The sequence below is a fragment of the Candidatus Desulfosporosinus nitrosoreducens genome (assembly GCF_030954495.1).
GTDB lineage: Bacteria > Bacillota > Desulfitobacteriia > Desulfitobacteriales > Desulfitobacteriaceae > Desulfosporosinus > Desulfosporosinus nitrosoreducens.
In genome coordinates this window covers 25,619-40,894 of record NZ_JAVHUW010000051.1, presented here as the reverse complement: position 1 = coordinate 40,894, position 15,276 = coordinate 25,619, and the positions used below count along the sequence as shown (strand labels likewise).

At 40.6% G+C, this 15,276-nt stretch carries 12 protein-coding genes, 1 pseudogene and 1 riboswitch; of the genes and pseudogenes, 8 read left to right on the top strand and 5 right to left on the bottom strand.

Going from position 1 to position 15,276, the window contains the following annotated elements:
* Positions 1-9 precede the first annotated feature (9 nt).
* The 3 genes and pseudogenes from REC12_RS12270 to REC12_RS12260 form a co-directional block, all read left to right on the top strand.
* Positions 10-696, top strand: a pseudogene (locus tag REC12_RS12270) (PEP-utilizing enzyme); the annotation flags it as partial.
* Positions 697-1,387: 691 nt separating this feature from the next.
* Positions 1,388-2,911 carry a Y-family DNA polymerase gene (locus REC12_RS12265; RefSeq protein ID WP_308894821.1) on the top strand — a complete coding sequence of 508 codons (1,524 nt, stop codon included), beginning with the start codon at positions 1,388-1,390 and terminating at the stop codon, positions 2,909-2,911.
* The gene (locus tag REC12_RS12260) at positions 2,908-3,348 is read left to right on the top strand and encodes a hypothetical protein (RefSeq protein ID WP_308894819.1); all 441 of its coding nucleotides are present in this window, start codon (positions 2,908-2,910) and stop codon (positions 3,346-3,348) included. Before REC12_RS12265 ends, REC12_RS12260 begins: the two co-directional genes overlap by 4 nt.
* 144 nt (positions 3,349-3,492) lie before the next feature.
* On the opposite strand, the gene REC12_RS12255 is transcribed toward REC12_RS12260, so the two are convergent.
* From REC12_RS12255 to REC12_RS12245, 3 genes are all read right to left on the bottom strand, one after another.
* Complete coding sequence (locus REC12_RS12255; RefSeq protein WP_308894817.1) at positions 3,493-4,836, bottom strand: CynX/NimT family MFS transporter; 1,344 nt, start codon at positions 4,834-4,836, stop codon at positions 3,493-3,495.
* A gap of 37 nt (positions 4,837-4,873) precedes the next feature.
* The gene (locus tag REC12_RS12250; protein WP_308894815.1) at positions 4,874-5,566 is read right to left on the bottom strand and encodes a FadR/GntR family transcriptional regulator; all 693 of its coding nucleotides are present in this window, start codon (positions 5,564-5,566) and stop codon (positions 4,874-4,876) included.
* Between the two features lie 250 nt (positions 5,567-5,816).
* Positions 5,817-6,980 carry an MFS transporter gene (locus REC12_RS12245; RefSeq protein WP_308894813.1) on the bottom strand — a complete coding sequence of 388 codons (1,164 nt, stop codon included), beginning with the start codon at positions 6,978-6,980 and terminating at the stop codon, positions 5,817-5,819.
* 300 nt (positions 6,981-7,280) lie between these two features.
* Between REC12_RS12245 and REC12_RS12240 the strand changes: the two genes are divergently transcribed.
* Positions 7,281-8,099 (top strand): PaaX family transcriptional regulator C-terminal domain-containing protein, encoded by an 819-nt coding sequence (locus REC12_RS12240; protein WP_308894811.1) that lies wholly within the window; start codon positions 7,281-7,283, stop codon positions 8,097-8,099.
* Positions 8,100-8,345: 246 nt separating this feature from the next.
* Here the strand turns inward: REC12_RS12240 and REC12_RS12235 are convergent, their stop codons facing one another.
* A complete protein-coding gene (locus REC12_RS12235) occupies positions 8,346-9,233 on the bottom strand; it encodes a fructose bisphosphate aldolase (protein WP_308894809.1) in 888 nt (295 codons plus the stop codon).
* A 400-nt stretch (positions 9,234-9,633) separates the two neighbouring features.
* Here REC12_RS12235 and REC12_RS12230 point away from each other — a divergent pair, with 400 nt between their 5' ends.
* The 4 genes from REC12_RS12230 to REC12_RS12215 all read left to right on the top strand — a co-directional run bounded on the left by REC12_RS12230 (position 9,634) and on the right by REC12_RS12215 (position 13,702).
* Positions 9,634-9,966, top strand: a complete 333-nt coding sequence (locus tag REC12_RS12230) for a nucleotide pyrophosphohydrolase (RefSeq protein ID WP_308894807.1) — start codon at positions 9,634-9,636, stop codon at positions 9,964-9,966.
* 477 nt (positions 9,967-10,443) lie between these two features.
* Complete coding sequence (locus tag REC12_RS12225) at positions 10,444-10,989, top strand: GNAT family N-acetyltransferase (RefSeq protein ID WP_308894806.1); 546 nt, start codon at positions 10,444-10,446, stop codon at positions 10,987-10,989.
* Between the two features lie 409 nt (positions 10,990-11,398).
* Positions 11,399-12,241, top strand: coding sequence for an MBL fold metallo-hydrolase (locus REC12_RS12220; RefSeq protein WP_308894802.1), 843 nt, complete (start codon positions 11,399-11,401; stop codon positions 12,239-12,241).
* Positions 12,242-12,613: 372 nt separating this feature from the next.
* Entirely contained in the window at positions 12,614-13,702 is a 1,089-nt protein-coding gene (locus REC12_RS12215; protein ID WP_308894800.1) for a DUF4352 domain-containing protein, read from the top strand.
* A gap of 192 nt (positions 13,703-13,894) precedes the next feature.
* Here the strand turns inward: REC12_RS12215 and REC12_RS12210 are convergent, their stop codons facing one another.
* Positions 13,895-14,872 carry a DMT family transporter gene (locus REC12_RS12210; protein WP_308894798.1) on the bottom strand — a complete coding sequence of 326 codons (978 nt, stop codon included), beginning with the start codon at positions 14,870-14,872 and terminating at the stop codon, positions 13,895-13,897.
* Between the two features lie 147 nt (positions 14,873-15,019).
* Positions 15,020-15,166, bottom strand: a riboswitch (FMN riboswitch).
* Positions 15,167-15,276: the final 110 nt, after the last annotated feature.

The following is a 15,276-nucleotide window of genomic DNA, read 5'->3' as shown; positions in this document are numbered from 1 at the left end:
ATGATAGTATTAAATACGTTGCCGGATGGTGAAGAAAAAGCCAAAGAAACAAAGCGAATGATTGACCTAATCCAAAATTTTATTGGCTATCGTGAATATCCAAAATACGGCATGGTTAGCCGATACTTTATTTATAAGCAGGCTTTACTGAAAGAAGTCGATCGACTCGTACAGACAAATGTTATTCATGAAAAAGAAGATATATATTACCTCACTTTTGAAGAACTTCGCGAAGTCTTAGTCACAAATAAACTGGATTATGAAATCATCTGCAAGAGAAAAGAAGAGTACAAATTATTTGAAAAACTAACTCCTCCACGTGTTATCACCTCTGAAGGTGAAATAATTGCAGACGAGTACAAACGAGAAAATCTTCCAGCGGGCGCTATGGCAGGTCTGCCTGTTTCTTCAGGAGTTATAGAGGGAAGAGCACGCGTCATCTTAAGTATGGAAGACGCAAATTTAGAAGATGGAGATATATTAGTCACTACCTTTACTGACCCCAGTTGGACACCATTATTTGTATCCTTAAAAGGCCTAGTCACCGAAGTTGGCGGACTGATGACCCATGGAGCAGTTATCGCTCGTGAATATGGCTTACCGGCAGTTGTCGGAGTAGAAAATGCTACCAAACTAATAAAAGATGGGCAACGAATTCGTGTGCATGGAATAGAAGGGTATGTTGAAATCTTATAAAGTGAGGAATGGTAATAAAGAGTATAAGTTATATAAATCAGCCTTAGCCAAACTCCTGCCAATTCATAAAATGTAGAATATGTCCTAAGCGGTGAACTGTATGGCGATTTCATTCAGGCATAGTGCGGGATTCGGTAAAAGGATGGACTACGGCTCGGAGGTAAGTATAATGAGGCTGGATAGTATCCATATTGCAAACAGAACATATGTTTTGTATAATTTGTATGTGAATTTAAACCTATCGAATCACTATCAAACTAATCGATTTCGGTAGATAGAGGTGCGGTAGTTGCCAAAAAGCACATTTTTTGACCGCATTTTTTGTGGCGTTTTATAGATGACATTAGGAATTTCGGAGCCTATGTTTGAACTTTTAATAACCGGACATATAGAATGATAAAGGATAAGCCACTTTATAAAGCATGAAGACAAACAGGAATTTGTAGTGCAGATATATTTATCCGCTGACTAATCCGCTCAAAGACTCCCGCTTCTGCAAGCGGTGAGTTAAGAGCGGCTAAGTCCCCGGATAAGGGCGGCTAAGATTCAGATGGAGTTAAAGCTCCACCTGAATCAAGTCTTCTTTATATAATGCAAAGTTTGGGGAGAAGCTGATTATGGGCATAATGAGAACTTTATAATTCCAATTTGCGAGCAGACAATTTTTGAAGGAGGAGACCGGAGAATAAGCATGAAGAACAGAATCTATATCGCGATCGATTTAAAATCCTTCTACGCTTCGGTCGAGTGTATAGAACAAGGGCTTGATCCACTGACCACCAACCTTGTTGTCGCTGATGCAAGCCGCACAGAAAAAACCATCTGTCTTGCCGTTTCTCCCTCCCTCAAAGCACACGGCATTCCCGGTAGGGCGAGGCTGTTTGAGGTCGTGCAGAAGGTCAAGGAAGCAAATGCGGCACGGCTGCGCAAAGCACCAGGACGAGCCTTTTCCGGCGTTTCCTGCAACGATACTGAATTGAAATCCTCACCGGGTCTCTCGTTGGACTACATTGTTGCTCTACCGAGGATGGCGCATTATATAGAATACAGCACGCGGATCTACAATATCTACTTGAAGTACATCGCGCCCGAAGATATTCATGTCTACTCCATCGACGAGGTATTCCTTGACGCCACGGATTATCTGAACATCTACAATCTTTCAGCCCGTGAGCTTGCCACGAAAATGATTTTGGATGTACTTAAAACAACCGGCATTACAGCAACGGTGGGAATTGGCACAAACCTCTACCTTAGCAAAATCGCTATGGATATTCAGGCAAAACACATACCGGCTGATAACAACGGTATGCGGATCGCCGAGCTGGACGAAATGAGCTACCGTCGCTCCTTGTGGTCACACCAGCCTCTAAGAGACTTTTGGCGCGTTGGAAAAGGATATGCCAAGAAGCTGGAGGAAAAAGGTCTCCTTACGATGGGAGATATCGCAAGATGCTCTCTCGGTAAACCTACTGATTATTACAACGAGGATTTACTATACAAGCTGTTCGGTATCAACGCTGAACTGCTGATTGACCATGCCTGGGGTTGGGAGCCATGCACTATTGCCGATATTAAAGCGTATAAGCCAAGCACAAACAGTATTGGATCGGGGCAGGTGCTGCACTGTGCCTATACTTTTGACAAAGCGAAGCTGATCGTGCGGGAAATGACAGATCTGCTGGTACTTGATCTGGTAGATAAAAGGCTTGTGACCGACCAGCTTGTTTTGACGGTCGGATATGATATCGATAATCTAACAAACCTGGAGATAAAAAAATCATATCGCGGGGCAATCACCACTGACCACTATGGACGCGCCGTTCCGAAATCTGCGCATGGTTCGGCCAATCTTGGCAGACAAACCTCCTCTACAAAGCTAATCCTGGATGCCGTCACAGAGTTGTTTGAAGGCATCGTTGACGAAAATCTCCTGATCAGAAGAGTCAACATCACAGCGAATCATGTTGTTGATGAGGCAACTGTTCAAAAGACGGACAACTTTGAACAGCTTGATCTCTTTACGGATTACGCGGCTGCGCAGGCAAAAAAAGAGGATGAAGAAGCCGAGCTTGCACGAGAAAAAAAGGTGCAGAAAGCAATGCTGGAGATAAAAAAGAAACACGGCAAGAACGCTATTCTAAAGGGTATGAATCTGGAGGAAGGCGCTACCACAGTAGACCGGAACAGGCAGATTGGAGGGCACAAGGCATGACGAAGACATATGACGACATCATCAATCTACCGCACCATGTCTCTACGACACGCCCTCATATGACAGCTATTGACCGGGCAGCTCAGTTTTCCCCCTTCGCTGCATTGACCGGCTATGATTCCGCCATCAAAGAAACCGCAAGACTGACTGATGAGAGGGTAAAATTGGACGAATATATGAAGGACGCTTTGAGCGATAGGCTGCAAATCATAGCAGATCGGATTAAAGAGCATCCCGAAATTGCAATCACCTATTTTCAGCCGGATGAGAAGAAGAACGGCGGCGCCTATGTTACTGCCGTTAGTTCAGCTAAAAAGATAGACGAATATGAACGGGTTGTCGTTATGACCGATGGCACAGCGATCCCCATTGATGAAATAATCAGCATAGATGGGCAGATATTTGAATCTATGGTGTTTTATTCGTGCGATGAGTGAATAGCGATAAACAGAGATTTGTAGGGGTCCAATATCCATTTTGTGCCTTAGCTAATGGACTTTTCAGAAGGCTTCAGCCTTTAACGCGAGTTTTATTCGCTATCTTCAAACACACCTGCTTCAGCAGGTGTGTTTTTAATGGCATTAGTCTAAATTAGAAATGAAAAATTCAGGTCCCCCTTTATTGTTTACAGTTGAGCCAACATGCAGATCACGCGCTGCGCCTAATCCAGCAAGCAAGCATATGCCGGCAAATCCAATCAGGATGATAAGCGGCATCGTCCAATTGTTGGTCATATCATGCAGATACCCGAAGAACATCGGACCAAAAGCGGCAAGCATATAACCTATAGATTGAGCCATGCCGGATAGTCTTGCCGCTTCATCCGAGTTTTCTGTCCGCAGGCTGAAAAACATCATGGCCAGACTAAAGGTAAGCCCTCCGCCAACTCCCAATACGATAATCCATAAGAAAGCAAGCCTTGCCCCTCCGAGAAGCAGTCCCAAAAGTCCCATCAAGACGCATATTGAGCCGATTGCCACTAGTGAGCGTTGATTAGCTTTACGCCCAGCAAGAACAGAACCTATAAATGTAACAGGAATTAGAGCCAATTGCATGAGAGAAAGCATCCATCCTGCATTTGCGGAATCCATGCCCTGTTTAATTAAAATTCCAGGCAACCAGGCAACCATGCAATAGAACACCATAGACTGCAATCCCATGTATAAAGTAACTTGCCAAGCTAAAGGTGATTTCCATAAGTTCACTTTCTTAATGACCGATCCTTGCACAACTGTTATTTCATCTATTTCGTCATGGATTTCAAGAGTATCTGTTGCGATGTCAAGATCAATTGTTTCCTCAATAATGGATATCTTTCGGTTTCTACGTTTCATTTGGGGAATCCAAAGGATAATGGATATAAAGCTAAGTAAAGCCCAAATTCTTAATGCTCCCATCCATCCCAACCCCAATTCCGTCGCCAAGGGGATGCTGATGCCGGAAGCAATTGCTGCAAATATATTCATAGAAACAGAATAAATGCCCGTCATAACCCCAACGCGTTCAGGGAATTCCTTTTTAATTAAGCTGGGGATCAATACATTGCCTACAGAAATTGACAATCCAAGAATTGCTGTCCCAAGAAATAGACCAAAGCTTCCTGACTGTGAGCGCAATAAAATCCCAACCGTAAGAAAGGCAACCGACCAAAGCAGTACCAATGTTGTTCCAAACTTACGCGCCAATCCCGGTGCAAGAGGTGAAAACAGGGCAAAGGCGAAAAGCGGGAGGGTTGTAATCATGCCCGCTAATGTGTTTGAAATATGCAAGTTGGCACGAATTAAATTGACCAGAGGTCCGATCGACGTTAAAGGTGCCCGTAGATTTGCCGCTAAAAATGCAATTCCTACTATCAACATTATGGGTGTAGTTCCTTTTGAAGATGAATATAGGTTTTTTTCCTGTTTGTTGTTTAATTGATTCATTGGAGTATCTCCTCCTTGGAATGTTAGATTCTCTCCTTTATTCATTAATCATCGTACTTAGAGTTTCTATTGCATCGTTTAGGTAATGATTTACACTTTCTAAAACCAACTGCGAGTTCCTTGCCTTAATTGCTTGAAAAAGATCTATATGAATTTCATTTTCAAAATTCACGGGCTTTTTAATGCGCATAATTCTATCAATAGAATTTTGCAAAGCGTCTGTGATATGTTCATACAGCTCAAGGAATATCTTATTGTGTGTGGCTATAGCAACAGATTTATGGAAGGCAATGTCCGCCTGAGCGAATTGAAACGGATCATTAGTTTTAGAAGCCTTTTTACAATCATCAAGACAGATTTCCATTTGTGTTAAATCTTCTGCTGTTCTTCTCATGCATGCAAATTGGGCCGCTTCACGTTCAAATCCTAAACGTACCTCTAATACTTCTAAAAGATCACTTTTCCGAATCTTCTTTTCCAATATAAGTCCTAAATTACTGTTGGATTTAACCGTAGTACCGATACCTTGGCGAGCTTCAAGTAAACCAATATGAACTAAGGATTGTATTCCTTCTCTCAATGTGTTTCTGCTTACTTCAAACATATCCATCAATTGCGGCTCTGCGGGGATTTTGTCTCCGATGCTCCATTGGCCGCTTTCTATCATTTGCTCCATCTGTGCCACTACCTGACCCACAAGGGTTGAGCGGCTCGCTTTTTCAATCGCCATATATAAGCTTACTCCCTCCAAACATAGGATGATTGGATTATACAACATATGCTTTGGTTTTGTCTAGCTGCCCTAAAATTTGAAATCCATCCACATTTCATCAACAAGAAAAGCATACCTTGTTTGGCATGCTTTTCTCTGCATAGATATGTGAAACGAGTTATAGAGAAGCTTCTGTAACTTTAAATGCCTGAAGCAGAATACCTTAACACGCACTGCTCGCTTTTTTATTTCCCGCAGCTGTTGAGCTTTAGTTGCTTAGCCTTTGATTTTCAGCCATTTGATTTCTCGTCCATAGCTCAATAGATATCAGGCAACATATTCCTGCGAAAACTGTCACTCCAATAAAACCTCGAAATTGGACGTATAGAATTCCCGCAAGATAGGCACCGAGTGTTGTTGCAGCATAATTTGTGACGTTAGAAAGAGCTGCAACTGTTCCTCTTGATGTCGTTGTAAGGGACTGAAGATGTGCCATCACAATTGGGAAAATAGATCCAAAGGCCAGGTATATCAAGAAGAAGCCTACGTTTATCAGCAAGATTGAGGGTGAGAAAGTGATCAGCACATAAAGCACTCCCATTATTGCGGTGCCAGATATTAGCGCATTACGCCGTCCAAGTTTTATTATTATATTGCTCCCTAAGAAGCTGCCGATAAAATTGCCAAGACCAACAAAGACCATCACGTTTCCAATTCCCGAAACGGAAAGACTAAATTTATCTGATAACCATGTACTGGCAAATGTGAATACCGCGAACGCACCAATCAGAAGGGCAAAGTAAGATAGATAAGATATCCGCGCAGTCTTTTTTTGAAGTAATGTAACATAACGTCCGAACATAGAGGACTGCTTATCTGTAACTGTCGGCTTAAAATCAGGTACAACCAGAAAGATCAGAATAAATAGCAGCAAAGCGCAGCCGCCTATAATATAAAATGGAGTTTTCCATGAATGAGCGGCTAGATATGTGCCAATCGGAACTCCTAGTGTCTGGGATACCGCAAATCCGGCTGATGCAATTCCCATAGCCTTTGTGATCTTTTCGCTTGGAACCAGGATAGGAATGGTTGCCCATACCTGCGGGGACGTAAAAGCGGCAAAGATACCTGCAAGCATACGGAATAGAAACATCATCCAAAAATTCACCGCAAATGCACACAAAAACGTCGATACCGAAAAACCCAGAATGCCGAATAACATTACCTTTTTTCGGTTCCAGATATCTGACAGCGGTCCTGCGATTAAGGCAAAAACCGCATATCCAATAGCGTAAGCGCTAACCAACAAACCTGATGTTTCAACGCTAATATTAAACGATGTACGCAATGTGGGCAAAAGCGGTGAAATCAGAAAAGTATCTGTTCCGATGATGAACATGATTGCAAAATATAAACTCATGATTTTCTTCAAAAATATTCCTCCTTTTAGTTGTAGCAGTGTGGACTGAATAATCAGACTTTTTTCAAGCGTGATTATTGATATCATTCTGACCATAGCAGGCATAGGCCAAATGTCTGGCAGGTGAAGACTTCTAACAAGGAGAATATAACATAAATAAATGCGTATGTAAATATTTTTATTATATATTGCGATCCTTGTTATATATTTACAGAAGCAATATAATATAAAAATAAAATAGGCTTTAGTCATGCTTTGCAAACAAAAATTTAGCCAGTAAATTTTCATATCAAACCGCATGGAGGTATTGATATGCTTTCTTTGGAAAAGCAGATCCTATATATAATAAAAAACCGGCACGAAGTTTCAACATCCGAATTTATTCATATTTATAAAGATTGTGGAAAGAGCGATCAGGTTGTTCGTAATACATTGTCAGCGTTAAAGAAAAAGGGATATATAAAAACAGAGAATGGAAAACACCTGTTAACTGATGTTGGTGTAAGTACTATACAAGGATTTCAATTAAAATTTGATAGCAAATTAACTGAATGGGATGGACACTGGCATTTTGTTATGTTCAGCATACCGGAACAATATCGTTCATTACGTAACGCTTTTCGGCGCGATCTGACACAAATTGGCTATGGGCCATTATATGATGGCGTATTTGTATGTCCATATAGTCGAAAGTCTTCTGTGCTGGATGCAATTACTCAATATGGATTGGATGAATGGGTCCGTATAGTAAATGGTGAGTTTGACTATGGATTAATCACCAATTCTCAAGTTGATCAAATATGGCACATTGATGAAATTAACAACAAGTATTATAAATTCATTGAATTAGTCAATTCTAAAATCAGTGAATTTTCATCGAATAACAAAGACCAAACTAATGCAACACCATGGAATACTTTGCTGAAAATTCTAGAGCTAGGAGAAATATTCGGTGAAATCCTGTTGGAAGATCCGTTCTTACCCAAAGAATTTTTACCGGATAATTGGATGATGCAAACTGCTCGTAATTTGTATCATCAGCACGTTGACCAGCTGGCCCAACTGCTTAAAAGCGATTACAAGCTATTATCTTTAGTTGTTCCAGTTGATCTAGATGCTGCGTCCTATTAAGAAGACAAGACAATCTATTTTTAACAACAAAAAAACAGGAGCTGGTGATGAACCTCTGCTCCTGTTTTTTGCTTATCAAATATGTCTTATACCCTTAAGTTGCCTGGTTTTGTTATATCTCTCCCCGCCGCCAAGGGGATACCAGCGTTATACGATATTTTTTATCATCAAGGCATTCAATTTTTTATCATCAAGGCATTCAGAAGTAGTTTGCAGTTTATACGGGCATAAAGTGTTGTAAAATTATTATGTAATTGATGCTGCATAAATAGCTTTAATGGAGCTTGACAATGTCGCATTAAATTCTTCATCTGTTTGCTGAGCTGTCAAGCCTTGCGATAGAGCACGCGAAAAGCTGGCGATCAATCCTTGATTACGTGATAACTTTTCATTGGCTTCAATTTGAGTATATCCTCCGGACAAAGCGACGACCCGTGCAATATGAGGATTACTCGCTAAATCGCTAAAGAAATTTTCTTTTGTGGGTATGGATAGCTTAAGCATGACTTTTTCGCTTTGTCTAAGGCTGGATAATTGATTGAAGATTTCATGCTTCAATATTTTTTCGGATTCTTCCTTATTCAGGCTATGAATATCCACCTCAGGTTCAATAATTGGAACCAGCCCGGCCTCAATGATTTGCTTGCCAAGCTCGAATTGTTGCTCAACCACCTTTTTTATGCCTTCATAGTTGGCATCTTTAATAACAGAGCGCATTTTGGTTCCGAAAATGTTCTTTTCAACAGCCCGTTTTAAAAGATTGTCTAAATCCGGGATTGGCTTCATAAGTTGAACACCATTTTCAATAGCGGCCAGTCCTTTGTCAACCTTTAAAAAAGGAACGATGCCCTTCTTCTCCCAAAGGTAATCAGCAGTAAATTGCTCGTTAATGGTGCGGTCCATTGTGTTCTCAAATAAAATGGCGCCCAAAATGTACTCGGAAGTAAATGCAGGACTTGTTATAATCCGTTTTCTCATGTCATGCACCAAATTAAACATTTCTTCTTCATTGGAATAGCTGTCTTCCTTAATTCCATATTGAAGAAGTGCTTTCGGAGTACTTCCGCCACTCTGATCTAAGGCCGCGATAAAGCCTTTTCCTGTATGGATTCGATCCATTTGCACCTTATTCATTAAATTCTCTCCTTTCTACGAAAAACATAATGAGATCTTAGATTTTATTATAGCACGTTTGCATACCCATATATTAGTTCCCCGTTTAGCAATATAATAATATCCAGCTTTCTCATTAAAAACCAAAATGCTATAATATGGTTGCGCTAGACGAATATTAATTCTAATATTTGATTTTGAAAATCTTGAAAGTGGGTATTCAAACTTGCGCTCAGTTATGGGATATATTTATAGAGGAATGTCAGGATTGTGATGATGTAAGAGCTTTTCATAGAAAGATGATTGTAAAAAGACAAGACTATGGAGTAAGACAAAGAGGGTCACAATAAACGATATTGTTAATATTGCGGCAGGGATAGCGTCTTTATGATGTATCGATCATAGTATGGGGAGGTATAAAATGGATGATAGAATTATTAAGGAAATTTTGAAATTTCGTGATGAACGGGGATGGAAGCAATTTCATAATCCTAAAGATTTAGCAATATCTATTTCTCTGGAAGTTGCAGAACTATTGGAGAACTTTCAATGGTCATCATCTGAAGAAGCGGTTGCTAAACGTATGTCCAGTATTCAAGAAGAACTTGCAGATGTTCTAATATATTCAATATTATTTGCCGAGACAGTTGGCTTGAATCTGGATGAAATTATTATGGACAAACTCAGTGCTAATAATAAAAAGTATCCTGTTGAAAAAGCTTTTGGCAAAAAAGAAAAATATACGGAGTTATGATATGCTTGTTTATGCTGAAGAAAAAAATTTTATGCTGCACGTTCGGAATAACCGGATTATAAAGGCAAAACGATGCAAAAGTTAATATTGCGCGAGGTTAGCCTTTGTCAAGAACAGCAAGACACCCTGTGCCAGATTGTGTAGAGTGCCTTGTTTGTTTTTGCTTTTAATCCTTTACCTTCACAGTCACGCCGGACTTGAATTCGACGGGGAATTCATTTTCGTAAACGATGACTTTTTCAATCAGCCTTTTATAAATACCCAGAACAAATAGTATTCTGCCGCCAAGGCCCCACCGGGTTCAATCGGCATCTTTTTGGCCCTTCAAGGCATGTGGAGACAGTGCTGCTGATGCCAAGGGTTGATAAATGAATTGGGATATCACCAGCAACTAAGGCATTTCGTACAATTGAATATCATGAGATGAATTTTTATTATTTCGTGCTTTGCATTCAGCACATAATAAGGAGCATATACATGAAAAGTACTATAACATCCTTTGCTGCAGATGAATGGATTTTAGAAAGTCAACGCTTGCGATACCGCAAAATAAACGAAGGGGATTTTGAAGAACTAAAAGCAATGCTGTCTGATCCCAAAGTAATGTACGCTTGGGAACATACTTTTTCAGATCAATTGATCAGTAATTGGATAAAAAATCAATTGTCGTATTATCGACAGGATGGTGTTGGCTATTTTGCCGCCATTGAAAAAGATAGTTCAGCCTTTGTCGGACAGATGGGATTGCATCGCTTTAGCCGCGACAACCAAATTGCTTTTGAAGTTTGCTATATGTTAAAAAACCAATATCAGCATAACGGATATGCTCTGGAAGGAGTTCAGGCCCTTACGGAGTATGCTTTTGCCAACATGGGGCTGGGTATTGTTTATGCCCAAATCAAGACAGACAACATCACTTCAATTAAAGTCGCAGAAAAAGCCAGGTTTATAAAGCAATCCGTCTTTATTAAGCACTACAACGGGAAGGATATGGAACATTCTCTGTATGCAAAAACATTGTAACTTTATTTACAATGTTTCATAAAAATAAGCTGCTTGTTTTTTCTTAAATTTGTTATTTGTTAGGGGATATCTATATTGCGAACAGCAATTTATGTGTGGTGTGTTTTCTGAACTTAGAGATTTGCTTTATCCAATAACTGAGGGGAAAGACGTTTTAGGCGTTTCCAGATATGTGTTTTTTAGGTCATTTGAGAAGGAAATCTCAGATAATAGTGGAATTGGTATAAGGAGAGGGATTTTTAAATTACATAATCTCAAATCACTTTGTCAGTTTGTTACTAACCCTAAGTAAATTAGATGTACATTAGTTTGTTCAGACTGAGAGGCTATCTTTAAGGCTATATTTTGGCCTAGAAAGGCTTTTGCTAAATTTATAAATTCCAAGAATTCAAGAAATGGGGGGTTAGATGTGAGTTTAAAAGTAACTATTTTAGTAGAAAACACGGTAGGAGTTACAAATGGTGTAGTTGCCGAATGGGGGCTGTCGATGCTTCTTGATTTCGGTGATGAACGTATCTTATTAGATACTGGTGAACAGGGTAACATCGTAAAAAATGCCAGAGCGCTGGGAATTGATCTTCGTCAGGTTGATAAACTGGTATTAAGCCATGGGCATTATGATCATACCGGAGGTTTAATGGAATTTCTCAAGAGTAAAGGGGCAATTCTGGTTTATGCTCATCCAAATTTGTTTATGAGCCACTACGGAAGTGGTTTCAGCAGTGGCCCAGGTGAACAACATTATTTAGGTGTACCATTTAGGCAAGAGCAGCTTGAAAGCGCCGGGTCAAACTTTATTTGGCAGCGGGACCCTGTGAAAATACGACCAGGATTGTGGTTGAGTGGGGAGGTCCCCCGAAAGACAGATTTTGAGCGTATCGATGAACGATTGGTCAGGAAGGATGGCTCGCAGTTCGTTCAGGATCTACTGCCAGACGATGTTAGTTTGTTCTATGAAAGTGACAAGGGATTAGTGATCTTTTTTGGTTGTGCCCATGCCGGACTAGTAAATATTATTGAACATGCTAAAAAAGTGACTGGAATTGATAAGGTTCGAGCCATTATTGGAGGAACTCACCTTGGACCGGCCAGTCCGGAACAAAAAGAAAAGACGATCGCCTATCTAAAAACGCTAAATTTGGAAGTCATCGCCCCCAACCATTGTACTGGACTGCAAATGGCCAGCCGTTTATCTCTGGAATTTCCAGCCCAGTTTAAATGGGCTAGCGCAGGTTTGACTTTGGAATTTTAATTGTTTTAAAACTGAGATTTCTCTCGCTGAGTGACTTGAGAAAATGTTCTTATTTCAGTAAGATTTTCTCGAATCAGCATGTTCCTGCCTTCTGCTATCCCAATCTGCTGTCACCGCCACCACACCCCTTGCTAAGCTCAAGAAGAAATAGCCGCTATGATAAACCTAACAACTATCTTACTCAATAAGCCATGGAGCGGTAGAAGAAGGTAAGGTGTCCTATGCATAATTACATCTTTTCCTGGTACAGAATCAATCGATAAATTAATTATTCTTAAAATGGAATAGGCCGATTTTGTAATCATGTTAAACTTAAGCTTATCTATATATAAATTATATATAAATTATATAAATAAAGAGGAGTGTGGAGGATTGAAAAAATTCATTAGTATCCTGGCTATCATTGGTTTACTCTTTGTTTCCGGCTGTTCGAGTGCTGCTAAGCCGGACAAAACCGTATCAGACTTTATTGATGCTGGGAAGAAGTTTGATTTAGCCCAAATGGCGACATTAGTAAACCCTGCGAATGCCAATAGCAAAGCGAAAATCACAGACATTACAAAAGGCGGAGATAAAGAAGCAGATCAGTATGAAAAGTATTTTCTGGATTATTTCAAAGAGAATGCAGCTAAAATAACATACACCATCAAAGAACCGAAAATTGATGGTGACAAAGCTACGGTTCCTGTTGACTTTAAATATGTCAATGGCAGCCCGCTCCTTAAGGCGACGATTGGCGATGCTTTCTCTCAAGTTATGTCTTTAGCTTTTACCGGTGTTCAAATGAAAGACGACGATATGAACCAATTGTTTATGAATTCCATGAACAAACAAAAGACAAATGTTCAAGAATCCTTTACTGAAAAAACAGTGGACTTTAATTTGGTCAAGGCAGATAACAAATGGTATATTGATAATCCAAGCGATGAATTGTTGGATGTCTTTACGTCTAATTTCATTTCTGTCGGCAAAGAGATCAGTAATTCTTTTAAGTCTGCCAGCGACAATTCTTCACAGGATCCAACCTTTATGGAGCAAGCTAAAAAGGATAACGCGACTATTGTCAACAAAACAATCGGCGATGAAATAGTACTTGCCACCATCAAACTTAAAATTAACAGTGCGGAAGAAAAACAGACTCTTACCCCTCAATCTGGCTCTCCCGTTAATGCGAAAGATGGGACGAAGTTTGTTGTCGTCAATGCTGATCTTACCAATATAACCAATAAAGCGATCACTATGGAACCGGATTTACTCATGATTGACAACAAAGAGCGGGAATTCAAAACCTATGATAAGACTGTTGGCGCAATTGACAATTATCTGGACTATAGAAAATTAGCTCCCTCCATTAAAGAGAACGGCAATTGGGTATATGAGCTGCCTAATGATGCCACGGGCTATAGTCTTGCAGTTATGAAATCAGGTACAAATGAGCTTTATCTGATCAAACTTAAATAAAGGTAGATTAAAAAATGACCAGGCGTTCTGGTCATTTTTTAAATCATTCAATATTTTACCACCAAGGACTACGTAGTGTGGGTAGAACAATAAAAGTTGAACGTGTAAAGAAGGCTCAAGCTGGAACAAATATTTTAATATGGATTGAGGTAAATATCTGAATAATGACGGTGACACTTTAGGCCTGTAAGCTTATTTACTAGCCAAATCGGCTTGTTGAGGAGACGACGATTCAAGGGACAGTGCTATTTTATCCGGTTTGCTGTTTAGTTTAGATAACTGTAGTACAGCCAGCCAGACAACCGCAAAGCCAAGCCATTGCCCAAGGTCAATGGTCTGGCGCAATATTAGCCAGTTAAGAAGCAAGCCTGATGCTGGGAAGGCAAGTTCAGCAATAGTGGCGTGAGATGCCTTCACTCCATCTAACCCATGGTAATAAAGCAATAGACTTATAAGGCTGGGCACGACGGTTTGAAATAGAAGGTTTGCCCAAACGGGTGACAAACTAAGGGCTTTGCCGATGGTTTGCCAGTTTGGGTGTTGTGCCAGGACAATGACGGTCAACAGGGGCAGGGCAACCGCGAAGCGAAGAGCAGTTAACGTAGTAAAAGATACCTTGCCGGCGAGGTGTTTGCCCATCACGGTGGAGCCTCCCCAAAGTGCAGCGGCTCCGATGGCAAACAATGATCCGATGAGTTGTGAAGTGCTCCCGGCAGTTGAAGGAATGTGCAGCCCGAAGGTAAGCAGGTAGGCCCCGATGAGTGCGACAAAGAATAATTTCCAGTAGTTTTTCCGTAAATGCTCCTTTAGGATCAATGTGGCGAGGAGTACGGCAAAAATGGGCTGGATTTTTTGTAAGATAAGCACAACATTTGGGTTGCCGTAAGTAAATCCGGCTGTAAATAGGACCGAGGCTAAAGCTGATCCTCCCCAGCCTATGAATAGGACGGCCAACCAGTCATTAAGTTTTAGTTGCTTGAGCTCATGGCGCTTCCAGAGAAGTACCGGGAAAGCGAAGAGAAAGAGTAATACGTGTTCCATCCAGACAATCTGGGAGGATGTCACATAGTGCAGTAGTGTTACGATAAAGACACCATCAAGTCCCCACATAGCTGCTCCAAGGGCGATCCACCAGATATCCAATGGAGATGGCTGTTTGTTTTGAGTCAAATCCAACCCTCCATATCCTAATACTGTATTTGAATTGAACCTTCTCATGTTACAAGAAGAATTATTAACATGAAAAACACCTCGCGAAAACAATTCCTTTCACGAGGCGCATAAGAGAAACCAGGAAAGCAGCTTGCTTGACCTAGTTTTTACCTTCTCTCGTCCGGACTATACCGTCGGCCTTGGAATTTCACCAAGTCAGTCGATGCATCATAGTTGCATCGAGTCGCGGGCTGAATTGCACGGGCAATCATCACCGCCGGTAAGGAATTTCACCTTGCCCCGAAGGTTCATATTCAGTTGAGAAAAGTATAACATAATTTTCTGTTCCTGGGTACTTTTTTTGCAGAGGATAAGTTGTTGGACAGGAGAGACACTTTGGTTTTCAATGAACTGGAATACGT

Bases quoted from the DNA above. Each gene is read 5' to 3' on its own strand.
- REC12_RS12265 (WP_308894821.1), top strand. From the start codon at position 1,388: ATGAAGAACAGAATCTATATCGCGATCGATTTAAAATCCTTCTACGCT.
- REC12_RS12260 (WP_308894819.1), top strand. From the start codon at position 2,908: ATGACGAAGACATATGACGACATCATCAATCTACCGCACCATGTCTCT.
- REC12_RS12255 (WP_308894817.1), bottom strand. From the start codon at position 4,836: ATGAATCAATTAAACAACAAACAGGAAAAAAACCTATATTCATCTTCA.
- REC12_RS12250 (WP_308894815.1), bottom strand. From the start codon at position 5,566: ATGGCGATTGAAAAAGCGAGCCGCTCAACCCTTGTGGGTCAGGTAGTG.
- REC12_RS12240 (WP_308894811.1), top strand. From the start codon at position 7,281: ATGCTTTCTTTGGAAAAGCAGATCCTATATATAATAAAAAACCGGCAC.
- REC12_RS12235 (WP_308894809.1), bottom strand. From the start codon at position 9,233: ATGAATAAGGTGCAAATGGATCGAATCCATACAGGAAAAGGCTTTATC.
- REC12_RS12230 (WP_308894807.1), top strand. From the start codon at position 9,634: ATGGATGATAGAATTATTAAGGAAATTTTGAAATTTCGTGATGAACGG.
- REC12_RS12225 (WP_308894806.1), top strand. From the start codon at position 10,444: ATGAAAAGTACTATAACATCCTTTGCTGCAGATGAATGGATTTTAGAA.